Source organism: Micromonospora sp. BS32, assembly GCF_059089345.1.
This window is the reverse complement of record NZ_JBSSHR010000012.1, coordinates 46,212-66,676: the sequence shown is the minus strand read 5'-3', so window position 1 is coordinate 66,676 and position 20,465 is coordinate 46,212. Positions and strand designations below refer to the sequence as shown.

Below are 20,465 nucleotides of genomic sequence, written 5' to 3'. Positions count from 1 at the left end.
GAACGCGAGACACAGTCCGTCCCGGACGGGGATCAGGACGGCACGCCGCCGCGCTGCCACATGTCGGCCCACTTGAACTGCACCCGGCTCACCAGCGCGGAAACCTTCTCGTCGGCGAAGGGCCGGCGCAGGTAGCGCACCTCCTCGGAGCCGGGGCGCCGGTCGGGGTCCACCTCGACCAGGGCCAGCCGGTAGTCACCGGCGTTCTGGCCCACCCGGATCTCCCGGTTGGTGACGAAGAAGTCCGCCGCGCCCGGCTCCCGCCCCTTCACCTCGATGTGCACCAGGTGCCCGTCCGGGTCGGTGGAGCGGATGTCGTAGCCCGGATTGTGGTGCGCCATCAGCTCCGGCTCCCGGCCCAGCGCGCGCTCCGCCCGCAGCACCGCCTCGACCGCCCGGCGCTCCGCCTCGGTGGTGTCCGGGACGCTCACCGTCCGGCCGAGGAGGCGGTCGACCAGCCCCTGCGGCAGCACCAGCGCCAGCGCCGCCACCGACGGCGGCCGGGCCTGGGTGTGCGCCTCGGCGGTCAGCTCGGCCAGCCGCCGCTCCCGGCGGCCGGTCAGCTCGCCGACCCGCTGCTCGGCGTGCCGGCGCTTCTCCCGGACGCTGGCGTCCGGCACGAGCTGCCCGGCGAGCCGGTCGGCCTCGGCGCGCCAGTGGGCGATCTCCCGGTCGAGCCGGTCGCGCACCTGCCCCCGGGTCCGCTCGACCAGCTCCCGGCGGCGGGCGCTGACCGAGGCGTACCAGTCGGGCAGGTGTTGGCCGGTGGCCCAGCGTTCGGCCACCTCGCGGGCGTCGGCCGGCCAGCCCGAGCCGCGCACATGCGCCACCACGCCTTGCTCGGCGGCCTCCGGGGCGGCGTAGTCGAGGAAGGGCGCCGCGCCGTCCCGGTGCCGGCCGTCGGGCCAGAGCTCCAGGTAGCCGAACCGCCGGGCCACCACCCGGTCGCGGCTGTCCACCACCTCCTCGCCCACCGCGACGAGCAGCCGGTGCTCCTCGCCCCGGTCGAGCCGGTCGACCAGCACCGCGCCGCGCTCCAGCGCCGGGGCGTACCGGTCGAGGGTGTGGGCGACCACCGCGTCGAGCAGCGGGTGGCCGGGGGCGAGCAGCTCGGCGGTCGGCCGGCCGTCGAGCCGGGTGGCCGCCCGGTCGAAGCAGACCCGCTCGTAGCGCAGCGGGATCGGCGCGGTCCGGGTGCGCCGCTCGCGCACCGCCCGGGGCACGTCGGGGACGGCGTACCGGCCGGCCTCCCGGACCGCCAGCCGCCCGCCGGCCCGGGCGAACGCGTCCCGGAAGAAGCCCTCCACGTAGTACGGCTGCAACCGGCGGGCCCGCGCCTCCTCCAGGTCCACCCGGGTACGCCGGGCGTCGGCGCCGCCGCGCAGGTCGGCGTGCAGGGCCCGCTCGTCGAGCAGTCGCGCGGCCGCCTCACCGACCCGCGCGTCGATCACCTGGCGCAGGTGGTCACGAATCTCGGGCCGTTCGCCGTGCCGGACCGCGTCGAGCAGCAGCCGGTGCAGCGGCTCGCCCTCGAACGCCTCGCCGAGCACGTCGAAGACCTTCCCGCGCAGGGCGGCGTGCTGCTCCTCCAGCTTCGCCAGCAGCCGCTGGAACACCTCGCCCTCCCGGGTGTTCGCGGCGACCAGGTTCCACAGGTGGCACATCTCCCGCTGGCCGATGCGGTGGATCCGGCCGAAGCGCTGCTCCAGCCGGTTCGGGTTCCACGGCAGGTCGTAGTTGACCATCAGGTGGGCCTGCTGGAGGTTGAGCCCCTCCCCCGCCGCGTCGGTGGCGACCAGCACCAGGCAGTCCGGCTCGCCGGCGAACCGGGCCCGGACGGCCCGCCGGGCGTCCCGGCCCATCCCGCCGTGGATGGCGACCACCGCGTCGGGGCGGCCCAGCAGCTCGCCGATGCGGTCGCAGAGGTAGCCGAGGGTGTCCCGGTGCTCGGTGAAGACGATGAGCTTGCGCGGCCCCTCCGGGGTGGCGATCTCCGGAGCCCCGCGCAGCAGTCCGGCCAGCTCGGTCCACTTCCGGTCGGTGCCCGACTGCCGGACCCGCTCGGCGAGCGCCACCAGCTGATGCAGCACCCCGATCTCGTGCCGCAGCTCCTCGGCCGAGCGGGCGGCGGTGGCGGCGTCGACCACCTCCTCCTCCCGCTGCTCGCGCTCGGCGCTCGGGAAGTCGTCGTACGCCTCGTCGAGGTCGACCGGGCCGCCGGCGGCGCCGCCCAGCGCGGCCGGCCGGGTCTCGGCCTCGCGCAGCCGCTCCGCCAGCCGGGCGGCCCGGCGGCGCAGCGAGCGCAGGATCGCCTCGGGGCTGGAGGCGAGCCGGCGTTGCAGCACGGTCAGCGCGAAGCCGACAGTGTTGCCCCGCGCCCCGCTGAGCGTGTCGGCACGGTTGAACTCCTGCCGCACGTACGCGGTGACCGCCTCGTACAGTTCCGCCTCGGCGGCGGAGAGCTGGTACGGCACGGTGTACGCCCGCCGGGGCGGGAAGAGCGGCGTGCCGGAGAGGGTGAGCAGCTCCTCCTTGACCCGGCGCAGCATCAGCCCGTCGGCGCCGGTGTCGTGCTCGCCCTCCCGGTAGCGCCCCTCGAACCGGTCCGGGTCGAGCAGGTTGAGGAAGAGCTGGAAGTCGCGTTCCTTGCCGGCGTGCGGGGTGGCGGTCATCAGCAGCAGGTTGTCGGCGACCTCGCCGAGCCGCTCGCCGAGCTGGTAGCGGCGGGTCGCGGAGACCTCCCGGCCGTAGTAGTGCGCGGACATCCGGTGCGCCTCGTCGACCACCACCAGGTCCCAGCGGCTCTCGGCGAGGGCGGCCAGCCAGCGCTCGCTGCGGGCGAGCTGGTCCATCCGGGCGATCAGCAGCGGGTGGCCGGCGAAGAGGTTCTCGCCGCGCGGCACCGCCTGGGCCAGCTCGGTGGTGAGGAGCTGGAAGCGTAGGGCGAACTTGTCGTACAGCTCGTCCTGCCACTGCTCGACCAGGCCGCCGGGGGCCACGATCAGGCAGCGGGACAGGTCGCCGCGGAGCATCAGCTCCTTGGCGTAGAGGCCGGCCATCACGGTCTTGCCGGCGCCCGGGTCGTCGGCGAGCAGGAAACGCAGCGGCACCCGGTCCAGCAGGTGGCCGTAGACCGCCTCGATCTGGTGCGGCAGCGGCTCCAGATCGCTGCTGGTGACGGCGAGCATCGGGTCGATGTGTGCGGCGGCGCGCAGCCGCAGCGCCTCGGCGGCCAGCTTGAACTCCTCGGCGTCGGCGTCGAACGGGGTCCGCTCGGCGACCACCAGGTCGAGGGCCGGTTCGTTGCCGCGCATCAGGATCTGCTCGCCGAGCTGCCCGCCGGCGGTGCGGTAGACCACCCGGACGGTGTCCGCACCGATCGCGGTGACCGCGATCAGCTCCGCCGGTCCATCGGGGACGATGCCCGTCACGGCGGCGCCGGCGGCGAGTTCTTCGAGCGGCAGCATCCGGACTTGCTATCACGCCGGCCGGAATCCGGCCGTCCCGTCGCCGCCGGACGGACCGCGACCGGGCTGACGCGCGGGGGCGGCGACCGCTACCGTTCCCGGTCTGGGGAGGTGCCGTCGGTGTACGTCGTGTCGGTGATCAACTACAAGGGCGGGGTGGGCAAGACCACCGTGACCGCCAACCTCGGCGCCGAGCTGGCGAACCGGGGGATGAAGGTGCTGCTGATCGACCTCGATCCGCAGACCAGCCTGACGTTCAGCTTCTACGACCCGGACGACTGGCGCGAGCGGCTGCGCGACGAGCGGACCGTGAAGCGCTGGTACGACGGCCTGCGCGGGGACGCCCCGGCGGTGCGCCTCGGCGAGCTGGTGGTCACCCCCGGCCCGGTCAACGCGCACCTGAGCGGCCCCGGCCGGCTCGACCTGATCGCCTCCCACCTGCAACTGATCGACATCGACCTGGCGCTGGCCCGCGGCGTGGCCAACGGCGACGAGTACGACGCGGAGCTGTTCCGGGTCCGCGGCTCGCTGGCCGAGGGACTGCACGACGACGCGCTGGACAGCTACGACCTGGTGCTGATCGACTGCCCGCCCAACTTCAACGTGGTCACCCAGTCGGCGATCATCGCCAGCGACCACCTGGTCATCCCCGCGAAGGCCGACTACCTGTCCACCCTGGGCATCGACTACCTCTACGGCAACGTGCAGGAGCTGGTCGAGCAGTACAACGCCGACGCCCGGCGGTTCGCCACCAGCCGCCGGCACCACAAGGTCGCCCCGGACATCGCCGGGGTGGTGTTCACCATGATTCAGCTGATGTCGCAGCGGCCGATCAGCGCCCACCAGGGCTACATGGACAACGTCCGCGCCCTCGGCCTGCCGGTCTTTCCCACCGCACTGCGGGAGAACGTCAGCCTCTTCGCCAGCAACACCCCGCGCGGGGTACCGGTGGTGCTGCGCGACCGGGTCACCGTGCCCGTGGTCCGCGACGAGCTGCGCCAGCTCACCACCGAGTTCCTCGACCTCCTTCAGCCGGAAAGGGCGGCGGCATGACCGACGCGAAGCTCTCCCTCGCCGTACTGGCCCGGGTCGCCGAGTTCCTCCAGGAGCTGCCGGAGGCCGACGTCACCGACCTCGCCGAGGGCCGCGCCCGGCTGGCGGTGGTGCCGTTCGGCGCGGACACGCCCCGGGTCCCCGCGGCCCGACCGGCCCCGGCGCGGGCCGCGACCGCCCGCCGGGCCGCCGCGCCGGCGGTCGACCTGGACGCGGCCCGCGCGGCCCTGGCCACCATGGACAACCGCGACGAGGGTACGGCGTACCTGTCGCCGTGGGGCGCCAAGGACCTGAAGGCCCTCGCGGCGGCCCTGGAGATGCGCGGTGTGACGAGTCTGCGCAAGGCCGAGCTGGTCGACCGGATCGTCGACCGGACCATCGGCTTCCGGCTGAACTCCACCGCGATCCGCCGGCTCTGACCGGCATCCGCAACGGCGGCCGGTGCTGCCCGGCGCTTCCGGGGGCGGCCCCGGGTACCTAGGCTGACGGGGACTGACGTCGACCGGCGAGGAGGCCCCCGTGCCCGACGTGCAGATCCCGACGGCTCGGGGGACGCTGCCCGCGTACCTGAGCGAACCGGACGGTGACCGGCCACGGCCCGGCGTGGTCGTCGTGCAGGACGTGTTCGGGTTGACGCCGGACATCCGCCGGCAGGCCGACTGGCTGGCGGCCGAGGGTTACCTGGCGGTGGCGCCGGACCTGTACTCCCGGGGCGGTCTGGCCCGGTGTGTGCCGGCGACCCTGCGGACGCTGATGAAGGGGCACGGCCCGGCCTTCGACGAGCTGGACGCGACCCGGGCCTGGCTCGCCGGGCGACCCGACTGCACCGGCCGGATCGGCGTGATCGGGTTCTGCATGGGCGGCAGCTTCGCGCTCCAGCTCGCGCCGACCGGCGGGTACGCCGCGTCGAGCGTCAACTACGGCCGGCTGCCGCGCGACGCCGAGCGGCTGCTGGCCGGGGCGTGCCCGGTGGTGGGCAGCTTCGGCGCCCGCGACCGCAGCCTGCGCACGGCGCCGACGGAGCTGGCGGCGGCGCTGACCGTCAACGACGTCCCGCACGAGGTCACCGTCTATCCGGAGGCGGCGCACGGGTTCCTCAACGACCACCGGCCGGGCGAGCTGACCCGGCTGGGACACGCGCTGGTGCGGGTGACCGGCGGGCCGCACGAGCCGTCCGCGACGGACGCCCGGCGGCGGATCGTCACCTTCTTCGACCGGTACCTGATTGAGGAGGCGGCGTGAACCGGTACGTGGGGCTGTTGCGCGGGGTGAACGTCGGCACCACCCGGATCGCCATGGCCGACCTGCGCCGCCTGGTCGCCGATCTGGGCCACGACGACGTACGCACCTACCTCCAGTCCGGCAACGTGGTCTTCGGCAGCACCAAGGCCGACGCGGGCGCGCTGGCGACGGGGATCGAGCGGGCGATCGCCGACGAGCTGGGGCTGACCGTGCCGGTGCTGGTGCGTACGGCCGACGAGCTGGCCGCGGTGATCGACGTCAGCCCGTACGCCGGGCGGCAGGACGACCCGACGCGGCTGCTGGTGGCGTTCCTGGCGGAGCGGCCGGCGAAGTCGAAGGTGGCCGCGCTGGCCGTGCCGGGTGGGGAGAACGTTGAGTTCACCGTGGCCGGTCGGGAGGTCCACCTGCACTTCCCCGACGGCGGGTACGGTCGCTCGAAGTTCACCAACGCCTACCTGGAGAAGCAACTCGGCGTGGTGGCCACGACGCGGAACTGGAAGTCGGTGTGCGCGTTGCGGGACCTGGCCGCGGGCTGACCGTCTCCCGGGCGATCTTGCCTCCGGTGGGCGGCCGCCGATACGCTCCCGCGGCTGTCTCCACTGAGAAAGGACCGTCGTGACTGCTCCCGTCACCACCCAGAAGTCCTGGGTCGTCACCCTGGTGCTCTGCATCTTCCTCGGCACGCTCGGCGTGCACCGGTTCTACACCGGGAAGGTCGGCACCGGCATTCTCCAGCTGATCACCCTCGGCGGGCTCGGCATCTGGACGCTGATCGACTTCATCCTGATCCTGGTCGGCTCCTTCAAGGACAAGCAGGGTCAGCCGCTCGCCAAGTGAGGCGGCGTCACGGCGGGGCCGGGGTCAGCTGACCCCGGCCCCGCCGCCGTGGCGTCAGAAGTGGTACGCCGTGCCGTACTCGGGCAGCAGCACCCGGCTGCGTGGGGACACCTGGCGTACGGCGGCCACCAGGTCGTCCAGCCGCTTCCGATCGGCGGGCGCGACGGTCGGCGGGTTGGCCAGCGGCGTCTCGAAGTTGTCCCAGTGCACCGGCACCACGACCCTCGGGTGGTCCAGCGCCGCCATCAGCCGGGGCACGTAGTCGGCGGTGGAGCCGGTCGCCGGCAACGCCACCATCGCCACGTCGGGCGCCAGGCCGGTCAGGTTGCGCTCGACGAAGTCGCTGGCCCCCATGAGGAACACCGACGGTCCGCCGTCCACCCGGACCTGGTAGGACAGGGTGTCCCCCTCCGGCAGGTCGGCGATGGTGGCCGGCCGCTCCGGCGGGCTGACCCGCACCCCGGGGAAGGCGACCGAGTACGAGGCGTTGCGGCTGTGCAGGCCGGCGACCACCTCGATGGTGTGGTCGCCGAACTCCAGCACCTCGCCGCCCCTGACCGGGCTGAGCTGCCCCGCCGGGATCCCGTACGCCAGCCCCAGGTGGTACGCGGTGAGCGTGCCGAAGACCCGCGCGCCGGTCCGCGCGGCGATGTGCGGCACGTCGGCGAAGTGGTCCCAGTGGGTGTGGGTGACCAGGACGGTGGCGGCCCGGTCGGCGTACCGGTCGACCACGGCGGTGTCCACGGTCAACGGGGTGGCCGGGTCGAACGCCCCCCGGAACAGCCCGGTGTCGAAGCGACTGAGGTACGGGTCGACCAGCACGGTCCGCCCGCCGATGTCGATCCGCCAGCCGGAGGTGCCCCACCAGCGGAAGCTGACCACGCCCGGCCGCCGAGCGGCGGGCGCGGCGGCGCGCACCGGCGCGGCCTGTGCCGGGGCGGCGGCGACGAGCCCGCCGGCGGTCACCGCGGCGGTGGCGGCGGCCGTGTCCCGCAGGAAGCGGCGGCGGTCGAGCTGAGGTGTGGACATGGTGGATCCTCCCCGTCATGGGTGGTACCTGGACGGCTCCCAGCCCACCACCGCGCGCCGCCGGGCGTCCAAGATCGGACGGGTCGACGGACGATATCGGTCCGGATATCAGGCCAGCTCAGCGCCGCCGTCCGACGGGTGGGGCGGGCGGAAATTCATTGGGCCCGCAGGGCCTCCACCGCGGTCCGGGCGGCCTCACCCATGGCCAGGTCGACGTCGATGCGCCGAGTGGAGAGCCGTCGGGAGCGCGCGAAGACCGCCATCGCGTACCGCCCACCGTCGGGGTACTCGGCCACCCCGGCCTCCAGGTGCAGCCCGGGCAGCGTGCCGCTCTTCGCGGCCACCCGGACGCCCGGCGGGAAGCCGGAGGCCAGCCGGGTCCAGGAGAGCTGCCGGGACATCAGCTCGCGGACGGTGGCGCAGGCGGTGGCCGGGCCGGCCTCGTCCCGCCAGATCAACCCGAGCAGTCGGGTGATCTCCCGGGCGGTGCTGGACGTGGTCGCCCCTGGGTCGAGCACCCGCATGGCCCGGACCCGCTCGTCGGACAGGGTGGGGAAGATCCGCGCGAAGTCGGCCTCGGTGGGGGCGCCCACGTCGGCGAGCATCGTCTCGACCAGCTGCCGGGGTCCGCCCACGATCCGGGTGCGCGGTAGTTCCAGCTCGGCGGCGAGCATCGGCAGCACGTCCGCGCCCACCCGGCGCAGCAGCACGTCCGCGGCGGTGTTGTCGCTCACCGACATGCTGAGGTAGGCCAGGTCACGCAGGGAGATCTCCACGTCGTCGGCGCAGCCGGCCACCCCCCAGCCGCCGAGCCGGTCGCCGGCGGTCACCAGGACCCGCTCGGTCGGGTCGAGCTGGCCGTCCGCGACCTGCCGGGCGAACTCCAGCACCAGGAGGATCTTGAACACCGACGCGATCACCGTCTGGCGGTCGGCCGCGACCGCGACGTCCCGGCCGTCGCCAACGTCCACGGGTACGACGTGCATGCTCCCGGTGACGCCGGCCCGTTCGAAGATCTCCGCGATCCGCTCCTGCACTGCCACCCCGGCACCGTAACCGGCGGCTGCCGTAGGGTCCGGGCGTGGACCTGCTCCGCCACCTGCGGCACTTCGTGGTGGTCGCCCGCGAGCTGCACTTCGGCCGGGCGGCCGAGGCGCTGGGCATGGCACAGCCGCCGCTTAGCCAGTCGATCCGGCGGCTGGAGCGGGAGCTCGCCGTGGAGCTGTTCGACCGTTCGCGCCGCCAGGTCCGGCTGACCACCGCCGGTCAGCTGCTGCTCGGCGCGGCCGACGAGCTGCTCGCCGCCGAGCGGCGGGCTCGACATCTGATGCGCCAGGCCCGCGAGGGGGCGCTGGGGGTGTTCCGGGCCGGGGTGCCGCCGGAGACCCCGGCGGTGATCCTGCGCGCCCTGCTGGACCGGCTCGCCGCCACCGCGCCCGGCCTGGACGTGGACCTGCACGAGCTGACCAGCGCCGAGCAGGTGCGGATGCTCGCCGAGGGGCGGCTCGACGTGGGGCTGCTGCACCATCCGGCGCCGGAGTCCGGGCTGCGGTTCGGGCCGCCGGTGGCCGTACCCGTGGGGGTGTTGCTGCCGCGCGCGTCGCCGCTGGCCCGGCCGCGCGAGGTGGCGCTGGCCGACCTGTCCGGGCTGGACCTGGTGGCCGCGCCCCGCTCCACCGCCCCCGGCTGGTACGACCATGTCCTCAGGACCTGCGGCCGGTACGGGTTCACCCCCGGTCGGATCCGACCCGCCCGTAATCCGGAGTTCATCTTCGGTCTGCTGCTCGCCGGCGGCGCGGTGGCGTTGGAGCCGGCGGCGCTGGCCCGACGGGAACCCCGGATCGGCTGGCGACCGATCGCCGGGCAGCCCCTGCTCCGGCGGACCGCGGCGGCCTGGCCGGACCGCTCGCCGCATCCGGCCGCGCCGATGTTCGCACAGCTCGCGGCGGAGGTGCTGGCCACCGACGAGCCGGCTCCCCCGGCGGCGGTCCTGCCGGCGGCCCGGCCGTGGCCGGTGCTGTTCGAGGCCGGCGCCGCGCCGTCGGACCCCGGAAATTTACGCTCGTGATCTCCCGCTGGCCACCATCGTCCCGTTAACATCGGCAACCATGAATCAACAGAGCATCCGCCGTCCGCGACCCGGCCGGCTGAGCGCGGCGTTCGCGGTCGCCGTCACGCTGATGGCCTCGGTTGCCATCGCCGCGACCTCCGCGTCGGCGGCGACCACGCTGACCGTGGCGCAGGCCCTCGCCGCCCAGGACGGCCGGACGGCCACCGTCACCGGGTACGTCATCGGCCAGCCGACCGCGTCGACCACCGTGATCACCAGCAACTTCACCGCCGACACCGCGATCGCCATCGCCGACAGCGCGGCCGAGACCGGCACCGGTCGGATGCTCTACGTCCAGGTCACCACCGCCTACCGGAGCAGCTTCGGGCTGCTCACCAACCCTTCGCTGCGCGGCAGGCAGGTCACCGCCACCGGGACGCTGACCGCGTACTTCAGCCACGGCGGCCTGAAGGACCCCACCGCGATGAGCCTCGGCGGCACGTCCCCGTCGCCCTCGCCGAGCCCGACCGCCACCGCGACCACCGGCCCGTACGACTCGACGTACTACGCCTCCGCGGTCGGCAAGACGGGCACCGCGCTGCGCAGTTCGCTGCACACGATCATCCGGAGCCAGACGAAGCTCTCCTACGACCAGGTCTGGGAGGCGCTCAAGGACACCGACCAGGACCCGGCCAACGCCAACAACGTCCTCCTGCTCTACACCTGGCGCTCGCAGAGCAAGACCAGCAACGGCGGCGGCGTCGACGACTGGAACCGGGAGCACGTCTGGGCCAAGTCGCACGGCGACTTCGGCACCACCACGGGCCCGGGCACCGACGTGCACCACCTGCGCCCGGAGGACGTCTCGGTCAACTCGCTGCGCGGCAACAAGGACTTCGACGCCGGCGGCAGCGCGGTCGGCGAGGCGCCCGGCTGTTACACCGACGCCGACTCGTTCGAGCCGCGCAACGCGGTCAAGGGCGACGTGGCCCGCATGATCATGTACATGGCGGTCCGGTACGAGGGCGACGACGGCTGGCCCGACCTGGAGATGAACAACTCCGTCAGCAACGGCACCGCGCCCTACCTGGGCCGCCAGTCGGTGCTGCTGTCCTGGAACAAGCTGGACCCGCCGGACGCTTTCGAGCAGCGCCGCAACCAGCGCATCTACGAGCGCTGGCAGGGCAACCGCAACCCGTTCGTCGACCACCCGGAGTGGGCCACCGCCATCTGGGGCTGACCACCCGGGGTCGCCGGCGCGGGCGACCCCCCCCGGGCTAACCGGCCGGTCGCCGGCATTGGGGGGGTGACCCCCGGGGGGGGCGGGCGGGGGCCCCCCGCGCGGGGGACCCCCGGTTGTCCCAGATCACCCCCGACGCACCGTGACGGCGGCACCCGAACGGGTAGGACAGGAGGGTGACAGGCGCTCGGCACGAGCCGTGGGAACGCTTCCGGCGGTGGACCGGGCGCCCCTGACGATGGGAGAGACAGCCAATATGGCGAACACGATTCCCGACATCAGCCTCAACGACGGCAACACCATCCCCCAGCTCGGCTTCGGGGTGTTCCAGATCGAGCCGAAGGACACCGTCGAGGCGGTCCGCACCGCGCTGGAGATCGGCTACCGGCACATCGACACCGCCGAGATGTACGGCAACGAGGCCGAGGTCGGCGAGGCGATCCGCACCTCCGGCATCGACCGCGACCAGGTCTTCGTGACCAGCAAGCTGAACAACGGCTTCCACCGGCCGGAGGACGCCCGCAAGGCGTTCGACTCCACCCTGTCCGCGCTGAAGTTCGACTACCTCGACCTGTTCCTGATCCACTGGCCGCTGCCGACCCTCTACGACGGGGACTTCGTCTCCACCTGGAAGGCGCTGGAGGAGTTCCAGCGCGACGGGCGGGTGAAGTCGATCGGGGTGTCGAACTTCCAGGTCGCGCACCTGGAGCGGCTGGCCGCCGAGGCGGACGTGGTACCGGCGGTGAACCAGATCGAGGTGCACCCGTACTTCGGCAACGAGGAGGTGCGCGCGTACGGCAGGGCGCACAACATCCCGACCGAGGCGTGGTCGCCGATTGCGCAGGGCAAGGTGCTCGACGACCCGACGATCGTCGACATCGCCAACGAGGTGGGCCGCACCCCCGCTCAGGTGGTGCTGCGCTGGCACGTGCAGCGCGGCGACATCGTCTTCCCGAAGTCGACCACCCCGAAGCGGATCGAGGAGAACTTCCACATCTTCGACTTCGAGCTGGACGACGCGACGATGGACCGGATCAACGGGCTGGACAAGGGCGAGGCCGGGCGGCAGGGCCCGAACCCCGACACCTTCGACTACGTCCCGAGCTGACCCGCACCGCGACGATGGGGCCCGCCCGACGGCGGGCCCCTCGTCGCGTGCCGGTCAGATGATGAAGTGCGTCCAGTAGGCCAGCCAGATCACGAACATCGCACCCTGCACCAGGCCCAGACCGGCGCTCAGCCAGGCGTCCCTACCGGCGTTGCGCGCCCAGCGGGCCAGGACCAGGCAGACCGGGAAGGCGGCCAGCAGGTAGCGCAGCAGGCTCTTGTACACCGGCGGCCCCATCGACAGCGGCGCCAGCACCAGCAGCACGCCGTAGACGACATAGGGCAGCCCGATCCACCGGAATCCGGCGACCACGATCGCCATTACGACGACGGCGAACCACACCCGTACGGCGTCCCGGCCGTCGCCGCCGGTGAGGCCGTGCCAGATCACCCAGAACGGGTTCTGGATGCCGATGCCCCAGTTCTTCTCCTGGACGTGCTTGTAGGCGAACCAGTCCCCACCCTTCCACCGGCAGAAGGCCATGAAGGTGAGCCAGCCGGCCGGGATCAGCGCCAACGGCCAGCCCGCCCGGAGGTAGCCCACGAGACTGCGCGGGTCGAGCCGGTAGCGGTGCTGGCGGAGCAGGACCAGGGCGAGCGGCACGGCGACGAGGAACCCCACCGAGCGGCTGAGCCCGAGGAAATAGCCCAGCACCCCGACGAGCAGCCAGCGCCGCTGCTCGGCGTAGTGGAAACAGGCCAGCGTCAGGCAGAGGAACAGCGACTCGGTCAGCGCCGCCTGGAACAGGAACGCCGTCGGCAGCAGGACCAGGTAGCGGGTGAACCGGCGCGCCGCGGCGTCGTCGCCGAGCAGCGTCCGGCCCAGCGCCAGCGCGTAGTACAGCGTGAGCAGGAACGCGACGTTGCTGATCAGCAGCAGCGCCATCGCGGTGTCGCCGCCGAGCAGGACCGCCACCGGCCGGGCGAGGAACGGATACAGCAGTGGGAAGCCGAAGTCGTTCCAGGGACCGTGCAGGGGCAACCGGGCCAGGTGGTTGTAGAGCAGGCCGTCCCAGGCGAACCAGAGGGAGAGCCAGCGGTACGACGAGATCGCCTGCTGGTCGGCGCGCATGCCCGCCTCGTCGGCGGGCGGCGCGCCGGGCACCCCGTCCCAGGCGGTGAGGGCGATCAGACCGACGACGGTGAGGACGATCTTCGCGCCGGCGAACAGCGCGAGCGCGTACCGCCAGCGGTCGGGCACCCGGTCGAGCAGTATCCGGGCCCGCTGCCACGGCGTCGGCGCGCGGTCCGGGACGGCCGCCGGGTCGGGGGCGGGCGCCTGCGGCTCGGGCGCGGAATCCCGCGGCCTGCTGGTCATGAAGCTTCCTCGGTTCGGGTCCGGGCCCGTGGCCGGCCGGGCGGGCCGCGAGCCAGGCGCCCGGCATCCCCCGCCTGCGCCGGATGACACCTCGGCACGCGGACGGACCAGCGGTACGGCAGATTCCCGGACACCGGACGTGAGACGGCGCGGAGAAGGGGTAACCGCGCCTCTCCGGAGAGACCCGAGGGCAGGGGGCGGCACACGCATGGACGAGCGTCACGGCACGGTGGTCATCGGCGCCGGCCCGGCGGGGCTGACCGCCGCGTACGAGCTGCTGCGGCACGGCGCGAGCGTGCGGGTCCTCGAAGCCGACGACGTGGTGGGGGGCATCAGCCGCACCGTCGAGCGGGACGGCTGGCGGTTCGACATCGGCGGGCACCGGTTCTTCACCAAGGTGCCCCGGGTCGAGGAGTTCTGGCACGAGGTGCTGCCCGACGAGGAGTTCCTGCTGCGTCCCCGGATGAGCCGGATCTACTACCGGGGGGCGCTCTACGACTACCCGCTCAATGCCGGTAACGCGCTGCGCAACCTGGGGCTGCGGGAGGCGACCCGGTGCATGGGCTCGTACGCGCGGGCCCGGCTGCGCCCGCCCCGCGACCAGTCCCACTTCGAGGGCTGGGTGTCGGCGCGCTTCGGCTGGCGGCTGTACTCGATCTTCTTCAAGACCTACACCGAGAAGGTCTGGGGAATGCCGGCCGATCAGTTGCAGGCCGACTGGGCCGCGCAACGGATCAAGAACCTGTCGCTGTCGAAGGCGGTGCTCAACGCCCTGCTGCCGAAGCGCAACCGCAAGGACGTCACCAGCCTCATCGAGGAGTTCCAGTACCCCCGGTTGGGCCCGGGCATGATGTGGGAGCGCTGCACCGAGGAGATCCGTCGGCGCGGCGGCGAGGTCACCCTCGGCACCTGGGTGACCGCGGTGCACCGGGAGGACGGGCGGGCCGTGGCGGTCACCGTCGACGGGGTGGGCGGCGAGCGCCGGCTCCCCGCCGACCACGTGATCTCCTCGATGCCGATCTCCGAGCTGGTGGCCGCGATCCGGCCGGCGGCACCGCCCGAGGTGCTGGCCTGCGCCGCCGACCTGCGGTACCGCGACTTCCTCACCGTGGCGCTGGTGGTGCCGGAGGAGTTCTCGTTCCCGGACAACTGGATCTACGTGCACGATCCGGCCGTACGGGTGGGCCGGATCCAGAACTTCGGCTCCTGGTCGCCGTACCTGGTGAAGGACGGCCGGACCTGCCTCGGGCTGGAGTACTTCGTCTTCGAGGACGACGAGACGTGGCGGACCCCGGACGAGCAGCTGGTGGCCCTGGCGACCGCCGAGCTGCAACAGCTCGGCCTGATCCGGCCGGGCGCCGTGCAGAGCGGGTACGTGGTGCGGATGCCGAAGGCCTACCCGGTCTACGACGACCGGTACCAGCACAACGTCGACACGATCCGGGCCTGGCTGGCCCGGGAGCTGCCCAACGTGCACCCCGTCGGGCGCAACGGGATGCACCGCTACAACAACCAGGACCACTCGATGATGACGGCCATGCTCACCGCCGAGAACATCGTCCACGGCGCGGGCCACGACGTCTGGTCGGTCAACGTCGAACAGGACTACCACGAGGAGACCGGCGACCGGGCCGGTCGGCGAGGCACCGGCCGCGACGCGCCGATCGTGCCGGCCCGCACCGTGACAGCCGCCGCCGGGACCGCTCCCGCCGACCCCGTGGTCAGTCGGTCAGGGCGATCCGCCAGTCGTTGGAGCGCATCAGCCGGCCCGGCGGGTACTCGAAGTCGGTCGGGCCGAGCAGGGTGAAGCCGGCCTTGCGGCAGACCGCGTTGGAGGCGGGGTTGTCCACCGACGGGTACGCGTGTGCCCCCCGGCGCCGGCCCTCCGCGCGGGCCTCGGCCACCACCGCCCGCACGGCGGCGGTGGCCAGGCCCCGCCCCTGGTAGTCGGTGAGGATCGCCCAGCCCATCTCGTAGACCGGCTCGTCGCGCCAGACCCGTTCCCAGTAGCCGACGGTGCCGACCTTCGCCCCGTCGGGCAGCACGACGGCGAACATGTGGCCGCTGCCGGGGCCGGGCCCATTCAGGTAGCGCTCGTGTCGGGCGAGCACCAGCACATCGGTCTCCGCGCCGCCGGTGTGCTGGCGGATCTCCGGCGCGTTGAGCCGGCGCAGCAGCTCCAGGTCATCATCGTCCCACCGCGCGATGCGCACCTCGGTCATCTGTCCCCGCCCCGTCGTGGTCGCCCAGTCAAGCAACCGGCGCCGACGGTCCGGGGTCACGCGCCGGTCCACTTCGGGCCAGAATCCCTCTGGTGAGCCACGAGGAGAGCAGCCACTACCGAGGCCTGCTGGCCCGCTACGCCGGCGGCCGCCAGGACGCGATGTGCGTGACGTACGCCCGGGGTATCGACGAGGACGCGTTCATCCGCGCGTTCGGCGGGGACCCGGCCCGCACCGCGGACCGGCCGCCCCGTGACCCCCACCTGCTGCGGCCCGGCGACCTGCCGATGGTCCTGCTGGTCACCCGGGTCGGGGAATGGCTGGTCGGGATCGAGGACAACGGCTTCCAGGGCAGCCGCCCGGAGGTGATGCGGGCCGCGTCGGCGGGTGGCCCCGCGGTCAGCGTCTACTGGTGCGTGCACGCGGCCGCCCAGTTCACCTACCGGGAGCGGGGCCGGCCGGTGGTGAGCTTCGACCTGTGGGACGCCGAACGGCGGTGGGGGCCGGAGCCGGAGGCGCTGGGCGACCTGATGTCCGGCCTGCCCTTCGAGTTCGGCCAGGGTGGCTGGGCGGGGCTGGCGCTCGCCGAACGGTTCACCGGCATCCGGCTGGACGAGGAGATCTTCGGTCGGGTGTTCCGCCGGGTGTTGCTGACCTCGGTCCCGGAGGACCTGGTGCCCGAGGACATGGTGGGCCATCCGGCGCTCGACGACCCGTTCGTGCGGGCAGTGGTCGCCGAACCGACCCGGGACAAGCTGCCCGGTGTCACCGCCCTGCTCGCCAGGCTGCTCGCCGAGCAGGGCGGGATCGGGGGCGAGCCGGCGGTCCGGGACGCGCTGGCGCTGCTGGCCGAGCGCGCGGACGGTGGCCGGGCCGACGCCACCGAGGTGCGGCGTCGGATGGACGCCCTGGTCGAGGCGGCGCAGGGGGAGCGCCCGCGGAACGCGCAGGACCTCATGCGGCTGCACGCCACCCAGGGCGTACGGAACGCGCTGGACGACGACCCCGCGCGGGCCGCCCGGGAACTCATCTCCACCGGGGGCTACATCCTGAGCGGGGACGCGGGGGTAGTGCGCCTCGTCCTGGACCGGTGCCACGCCCGCGCGCTCCGCGTCCCGGCCGGATGAGCTGCTCACGCTGACCTGGGACGGGGTCGGCGAGTTCGGCGACCAAACCTCCTGACCAGGGGGCGGGGGCCTCTTGCGCTCGCTACAGACTTGATGGCGTAAACGAATCACGCCGGCCGGGAGGCCCCTGTCAGTTGCGGGGCTTGGGGACCTTTGGGTTGAAGCGCGGCTGCAACGCCTTGACCAGCGCATCCTCGTCCGCCTCCGGATTGTCGCTCTCCCGCCAGCGGACGATGCACCGGCCGAGCCAACTGGCGATGTCGGCGGCCGAGGCGACCGGACCGGACCGGTCGAGCAGCTGACCGACCTGGTCGTGCAGCACCGAGGAGGCACGGCTGCCGGTCAGGTGCTGGCGCAGCCGGTCGCGCAGGTTGTCGGTCCGCCCCACGTAGATGACCGTGTCGCCGGCGACCACCATGTGCACACCGGCCGCGCGGGGCGCGTCCGCGACGACATCCATCGTGTACGGGCGGGAGACGGTGAAGCCCGCCAGCAGATCCTCATGGGTGAGCTCGGTCATCCCCGGACGTTACCGATCACCGGCCCTGTCCGGCAGCCCCTGCCGGGTCCCGCGTTCTCAACGGTCAGGTGCCACCGAGGTGGGCGAGGATGGTCTGGTTGGCGGCCCAGCCGTCCGGGAACTTCACCGGCACGTCGAGGTGCACCGTCTCGGTCGACGGGTGTGCGTCCAGCAGTTCGCCGATCCCCGCCCGGGCCACCACCACGCAGGCGTGCCGGTGCCGGGACGCCAGCACGCAGAGCCGCCCCGACTCCAGGTGGAACGCGGTGGCGTCGCGCCGGCCGGAGAGCGGGTGCAGCACGATCGTCACGTCGTACTCGCGGCCCTGGAGCCGGTTGGCGGTGTCCACGGTGATGCCTGCGCCGGCCTCGCCGAGGTGGGCGCGGATGGCCGCGACCTGGTCGCGGTGGGCGGCCCCGACGGCGATCCGGTCGGCGGTGACCGGCGCGCCGGCCGGCGCGTGCTCGGAGACCGCGACCGCGCCCCGGCGCAGCACCCGCAGGGCCAGCGCCGCGCAAGCCGCGGCGGCCTCGGCGTCGGTACGCAGGGTGTGCCGGGCCGGCAGCTCGTAGAGCGCCCAGCCGGAGGTGGCGGCCAACTCCACCGCCGCGTCCACGGCGTCACCCGGGCCGGGCCCGGTGAACGCCAGCGCCCGGTCGTCAGGTCCGGTGCCGGCGCGGAAGCCGGTGAACGGGTAGAACGCCGCCGCGACCACCGGCGCCGCCGAGGCGGGCAGCCGCCACGACACCGGCAGCCGGTGCACCGGCAGGTCGGGGTTGTGCCGCAGCAGCACCGCCACCGCCGACTGCATCGGATCCCAGGTCAGGCCCGTCCAGCGCACGGTCTCGACCGTCGAGAACGGGTCGAGCTGCCCGGGATCACCCACGAACAGCGCCCGTTCGAACCTGCCGGCCACGCGCAGCAGGGCGTCCGAGCGCATCTGGTACGCCTCGTCGACGATCGCCCACGGCCACGAGCCCTCGGTGACGGTGGCCCACTTCGCGGCCGTACCGAGGACGACGGCCGGACCACCGAGGTCGGCGACCTTCGCGACGACCCGGACCGTCTCGTGGCCCTTCACCCGCTCCGAGGGCCGGTAGTCGGCGGCGGAGAGCCGGCCGATGCGCAGCTCGGGGGCCTTGCGGGCGAGCCGGTCGATGAGGTCGTCGACCTGCTCGTTGGTCTGCGCGATGATGATCACCGGTTCGCCGGCGGTGGCCAGCTCGACGGCGGCTCGCACGACGAGGGTGGACTTGCCGGCGCCGGGCGGGGAGTCGACCACCACGCCGCGGTGGGCGCCGGAGCGCAGGTCGGCGAGTACGGCGGTGATCACGCGCTCCGCCTCGACGGCGGGTGGCAGCTCCAGCCCCAGCATCGGCCCCTCCTCCCAGGCGCCCCGCACATTACCGGCAGCTGTTCCGCCCACCTGAGCGTCATCCGATCGTGGCGCCGGCGACGACTAGCCGGCGCGGCAACGGGTACCCGCGGCCGTCAGCCGGCTGGTCCGAGCGAGCTCGTGCGGTGCCGCGCGGTCGGGAACCGGCGCGGCGGCGGGTGCCGAACATCGGAGAGGTGATCCCCAAATGGCCAAATTCCTGCTCAAGTCGTCCTACACCGTCGAGGGGCTCAAGGGACTGAGCAAGGACGGCGGGACGAAGCGCGCCGAGGCCGTCCGGGCGATGATCGAGAGCCTCGGCGGCCGGATGGAGTCGATGTACTTCGGGTTCGACGAGCACGACACCTACGTGGTGTGCGAGCTGCCGAACCACCAGACGGCGGCCGGCATGGCGATCGCCATCCGGGCGGCGGGCGGTCTGGAGACGCGGATAACCCCCCTCCTGACCGCGGAGGAGGTCGACGAGGCGACCCGGACCAAGGTCGGGTACGAGCCTCCCGGCCAATGATCCGCTGGCGGCGGTCGAAGCACGCGGGCGCGAACCAGGGTTTGCGGATCCCCGGATAACCGGTCTCTGCCCCCGATGCCGGACGATCGGCGAAGCTCGGCGCATGAACATTTCCGGAAACACCATCTTCATCCCCGGCTCCACGAGCGGGATCGGGCTCGCCCTCGCGCTCGAGCTGCGGGCCAAGGGCAACACGGTCATCGTCGGCGGCCGGCGCACCGACCTGCTCGAGCAGATCGCCGCGGAGCACCCCGACATCGACACCGTGGCGATCGACACCGCGAGCGCCGCGAGCATCGACGCCGCCGCGAAGGAGGTGCTGGCGAAGCACCCGGACCTCAATGTCCTGGTCACGATGGCCGGCATTATGCGCATCGAGGACTGGCACAAGCCGGAATCGTTCCTCGCCTCGGCCGAGGCGGTGCTGACGACCAACGTGCTCGGCCCGATCCGCCTCATCGCCGCGTTCATCGAACACCTGCAGGCGCAGCCGGACGCCACCATCATCACCGTCTCCTCGGGCCTCGCGTTCGCGCCGCTCAAGATCACCCCGAGCTACAACGCGTCGAAGGCCGCGATCCACATGCTCAGCGAGTCGATCCGGCTGCAGCTCGCGGACACGACCGTGAAGGTCGTGGAGCTCGAACCGCCGGCCGTCCGCACCGCGCTGCTGCCCGGACAGGAGACGAGCGAGTACGGGATGCCGCTGGACGAGTTCGTGGCGGAGGTCGTCGGGCTGCTCGAGTCACAGCCCGACGCGAAGGAGATCCAGGTCGAGCGGGTGAAGTTCCTCCGCTACGGCGAAGCGCGCGGTAACTACGACCAGGTCGTCGCGATGCTCAACGCGTCCGACCCCCACGGGGAGTAGTTTCGGCCAGCCCCGGCGACGGGTGGCCGCTCACGGGACGATGGAGCCGCCACGACGTCGGGAAAACGGTTAAGCGTCACGTGAGGGTTACTGCAGGAAATCAGTGCGCAGGTTGAGGGTCAACATTAGGGAAGATTAAGAATTCGATTAGCGGAGCCTTACGTACGCATAATTTCCGGCACCCAATGTGCCCGCCTGACAGCGTAGTGAATTGGCGTCGCCGGCTCGTTGATTTCTTTGGGCCGTCCTCACTAATGTGGGTCAGCGTCCGTTCCGGATGTCGGTCTCCACCTGGAGTACCCCGGGACGGCCACCGCCGAGTCGCTGGACGTCACTGGCGTCGCCAGGCGAGCCGGGGAACCACCGCAGGTTTCGGGGTGAATCCGCATCAGCGGTAGGGCGCCTTCCACGCCCGAACCCGTCAGCTAACCCGGCAGGCGGTCGAGGTCGGTGCACCGTGGGGTGCGTCGGCCTCGAGTGG

General features: G+C 72.9%; 19 protein-coding genes and 1 riboswitch. Of the genes, 12 read left to right on the top strand and 7 right to left on the bottom strand.

The window, feature by feature from the left end; all coding sequences use genetic code 11:
- Window positions 1-32: 32 nt before the first annotated feature.
- Window positions 33-3,467, bottom strand: a complete 3,435-nt coding sequence (locus AC5RWQ_RS18860; RefSeq protein WP_494284020.1) for a helicase-related protein — start codon at window positions 3,465-3,467, stop codon at window positions 33-35.
- 120 nt (window positions 3,468-3,587) lie between these two features.
- Here AC5RWQ_RS18860 and AC5RWQ_RS18855 point away from each other — a divergent pair, with 120 nt between their 5' ends.
- From AC5RWQ_RS18855 to AC5RWQ_RS18835, 5 genes are all read left to right on the top strand, one after another.
- Window positions 3,588-4,520 (top strand): ParA family protein, encoded by a 933-nt coding sequence (locus AC5RWQ_RS18855; RefSeq protein ID WP_494284019.1) that lies wholly within the window; start codon window positions 3,588-3,590, stop codon window positions 4,518-4,520.
- Window positions 4,517-4,939, top strand: coding sequence for a hypothetical protein (locus AC5RWQ_RS18850; protein ID WP_494284018.1), 423 nt, complete (start codon window positions 4,517-4,519; stop codon window positions 4,937-4,939). Before AC5RWQ_RS18855 ends, AC5RWQ_RS18850 begins: the two co-directional genes overlap by 4 nt.
- A gap of 100 nt (window positions 4,940-5,039) precedes the next feature.
- Window positions 5,040-5,762, top strand: coding sequence for a dienelactone hydrolase family protein (locus AC5RWQ_RS18845; RefSeq protein WP_494284017.1), 723 nt, complete (start codon window positions 5,040-5,042; stop codon window positions 5,760-5,762).
- Entirely contained in the window at window positions 5,759-6,298 is a 540-nt protein-coding gene (locus AC5RWQ_RS18840) for a DUF1697 domain-containing protein (protein WP_494284016.1), read from the top strand. The genes AC5RWQ_RS18845 and AC5RWQ_RS18840 overlap by 4 nt, the downstream gene beginning before the upstream one ends.
- A gap of 79 nt (window positions 6,299-6,377) precedes the next feature.
- Window positions 6,378-6,599, top strand: a complete 222-nt coding sequence (locus AC5RWQ_RS18835; protein WP_334488012.1) for a TM2 domain-containing protein — start codon at window positions 6,378-6,380, stop codon at window positions 6,597-6,599.
- 54 nt (window positions 6,600-6,653) lie between these two features.
- Here AC5RWQ_RS18835 and AC5RWQ_RS18830 read toward each other — a convergent pair whose 3' ends face one another.
- Together AC5RWQ_RS18830 and AC5RWQ_RS18825 are read right to left on the bottom strand one after the other, a co-directional pair.
- Window positions 6,654-7,628 (bottom strand): MBL fold metallo-hydrolase, encoded by a 975-nt coding sequence (locus AC5RWQ_RS18830; protein ID WP_494284015.1) that lies wholly within the window; start codon window positions 7,626-7,628, stop codon window positions 6,654-6,656.
- A 155-nt stretch (window positions 7,629-7,783) separates the two neighbouring features.
- The gene (locus AC5RWQ_RS18825) at window positions 7,784-8,671 is read right to left on the bottom strand and encodes a serine hydrolase (protein WP_494284014.1); all 888 of its coding nucleotides are present in this window, start codon (window positions 8,669-8,671) and stop codon (window positions 7,784-7,786) included.
- Window positions 8,672-8,709: 38 nt separating this feature from the next.
- Between AC5RWQ_RS18825 and AC5RWQ_RS18820 the strand changes: the two genes are divergently transcribed.
- The 3 genes from AC5RWQ_RS18820 (at window position 8,710) to AC5RWQ_RS18810 (ending at window position 12,026) form a co-directional block, all read left to right on the top strand.
- Window positions 8,710-9,696: a LysR family transcriptional regulator gene (locus AC5RWQ_RS18820; protein ID WP_494284013.1), complete on the top strand. Its 987-nt coding sequence runs from the start codon at window positions 8,710-8,712 to the stop codon at window positions 9,694-9,696.
- A gap of 40 nt (window positions 9,697-9,736) precedes the next feature.
- A complete protein-coding gene (locus AC5RWQ_RS18815) occupies window positions 9,737-10,918 on the top strand; it encodes an endonuclease (protein WP_494284012.1) in 1,182 nt (393 codons plus the stop codon).
- A 256-nt stretch (window positions 10,919-11,174) separates the two neighbouring features.
- Entirely contained in the window at window positions 11,175-12,026 is an 852-nt protein-coding gene (locus AC5RWQ_RS18810) for an aldo/keto reductase (RefSeq protein WP_494284011.1), read from the top strand.
- Window positions 12,027-12,080: 54 nt separating this feature from the next.
- Here AC5RWQ_RS18810 and AC5RWQ_RS18805 read toward each other — a convergent pair whose 3' ends face one another.
- Window positions 12,081-13,343, bottom strand: coding sequence for a hypothetical protein (locus AC5RWQ_RS18805; protein ID WP_494284010.1), 1,263 nt, complete (start codon window positions 13,341-13,343; stop codon window positions 12,081-12,083).
- Window positions 13,344-13,551: 208 nt separating this feature from the next.
- On the opposite strand from AC5RWQ_RS18805, the gene AC5RWQ_RS18800 reads away from it, so the two are divergent.
- Window positions 13,552-15,150 (top strand): NAD(P)/FAD-dependent oxidoreductase, encoded by a 1,599-nt coding sequence (locus AC5RWQ_RS18800; RefSeq protein WP_494284009.1) that lies wholly within the window; start codon window positions 13,552-13,554, stop codon window positions 15,148-15,150.
- On the opposite strand, the gene AC5RWQ_RS18795 is transcribed toward AC5RWQ_RS18800, so the two are convergent.
- Window positions 15,065-15,565, bottom strand: a complete 501-nt coding sequence (locus tag AC5RWQ_RS18795; RefSeq protein WP_494284008.1) for a GNAT family N-acetyltransferase — start codon at window positions 15,563-15,565, stop codon at window positions 15,065-15,067. The genes AC5RWQ_RS18800 and AC5RWQ_RS18795 overlap by 86 nt on opposite strands.
- Before the next feature lie 92 nt (window positions 15,566-15,657).
- On the opposite strand from AC5RWQ_RS18795, the gene AC5RWQ_RS18790 reads away from it, so the two are divergent.
- A complete protein-coding gene (locus AC5RWQ_RS18790; RefSeq protein WP_494284007.1) occupies window positions 15,658-16,692 on the top strand; it encodes a DUF6461 domain-containing protein in 1,035 nt (344 codons plus the stop codon).
- 130 nt (window positions 16,693-16,822) lie between these two features.
- Here the strand turns inward: AC5RWQ_RS18790 and AC5RWQ_RS18785 are convergent, their stop codons facing one another.
- The gene (locus tag AC5RWQ_RS18785; RefSeq protein WP_494284006.1) at window positions 16,823-17,212 is read right to left on the bottom strand and encodes a GIY-YIG nuclease family protein; all 390 of its coding nucleotides are present in this window, start codon (window positions 17,210-17,212) and stop codon (window positions 16,823-16,825) included.
- 64 nt (window positions 17,213-17,276) lie between these two features.
- Complete coding sequence (locus tag AC5RWQ_RS18780) at window positions 17,277-18,587, bottom strand: AAA domain-containing protein (RefSeq protein WP_494284005.1); 1,311 nt, start codon at window positions 18,585-18,587, stop codon at window positions 17,277-17,279.
- A 208-nt stretch (window positions 18,588-18,795) separates the two neighbouring features.
- Here AC5RWQ_RS18780 and AC5RWQ_RS18775 point away from each other — a divergent pair, with 208 nt between their 5' ends.
- Both AC5RWQ_RS18775 and AC5RWQ_RS18770 read left to right on the top strand, forming a co-directional pair.
- Complete coding sequence (locus AC5RWQ_RS18775) at window positions 18,796-19,116, top strand: GYD domain-containing protein (protein WP_494284004.1); 321 nt, start codon at window positions 18,796-18,798, stop codon at window positions 19,114-19,116.
- 103 nt (window positions 19,117-19,219) lie between these two features.
- Complete coding sequence (locus AC5RWQ_RS18770; protein WP_494284003.1) at window positions 19,220-19,984, top strand: SDR family oxidoreductase; 765 nt, start codon at window positions 19,220-19,222, stop codon at window positions 19,982-19,984.
- 304 nt (window positions 19,985-20,288) lie between these two features.
- A riboswitch (cyclic di-AMP (ydaO/yuaA leader) is annotated at window positions 20,289-20,439 on the top strand.
- Window positions 20,440-20,465: the final 26 nt, after the last annotated feature.

Bases quoted from the DNA above. Each gene is read 5' to 3' on its own strand.
- AC5RWQ_RS18770 (WP_494284003.1), top strand. From the start codon at position 19,220: ATGAACATTTCCGGAAACACCATCTTCATCCCCGGCTCCACGAGCGGG.
- AC5RWQ_RS18800 (WP_494284009.1), top strand. From the start codon at position 13,552: ATGGACGAGCGTCACGGCACGGTGGTCATCGGCGCCGGCCCGGCGGGG.
- AC5RWQ_RS18780 (WP_494284005.1), bottom strand. From the start codon at position 18,587: ATGCTGGGGCTGGAGCTGCCACCCGCCGTCGAGGCGGAGCGCGTGATC.
- AC5RWQ_RS18810 (WP_494284011.1), top strand. From the start codon at position 11,175: ATGGCGAACACGATTCCCGACATCAGCCTCAACGACGGCAACACCATC.
- AC5RWQ_RS18815 (WP_494284012.1), top strand. From the start codon at position 9,737: ATGAATCAACAGAGCATCCGCCGTCCGCGACCCGGCCGGCTGAGCGCG.
- AC5RWQ_RS18805 (WP_494284010.1), bottom strand. From the start codon at position 13,343: ATGACCAGCAGGCCGCGGGATTCCGCGCCCGAGCCGCAGGCGCCCGCC.
- AC5RWQ_RS18830 (WP_494284015.1), bottom strand. From the start codon at position 7,628: ATGTCCACACCTCAGCTCGACCGCCGCCGCTTCCTGCGGGACACGGCC.
- AC5RWQ_RS18850 (WP_494284018.1), top strand. From the start codon at position 4,517: ATGACCGACGCGAAGCTCTCCCTCGCCGTACTGGCCCGGGTCGCCGAG.
- AC5RWQ_RS18785 (WP_494284006.1), bottom strand. From the start codon at position 17,212: ATGACCGAGCTCACCCATGAGGATCTGCTGGCGGGCTTCACCGTCTCC.
- AC5RWQ_RS18775 (WP_494284004.1), top strand. From the start codon at position 18,796: ATGGCCAAATTCCTGCTCAAGTCGTCCTACACCGTCGAGGGGCTCAAG.
- AC5RWQ_RS18860 (WP_494284020.1), bottom strand. From the start codon at position 3,467: ATGCTGCCGCTCGAAGAACTCGCCGCCGGCGCCGCCGTGACGGGCATC.
- AC5RWQ_RS18795 (WP_494284008.1), bottom strand. From the start codon at position 15,565: ATGACCGAGGTGCGCATCGCGCGGTGGGACGATGATGACCTGGAGCTG.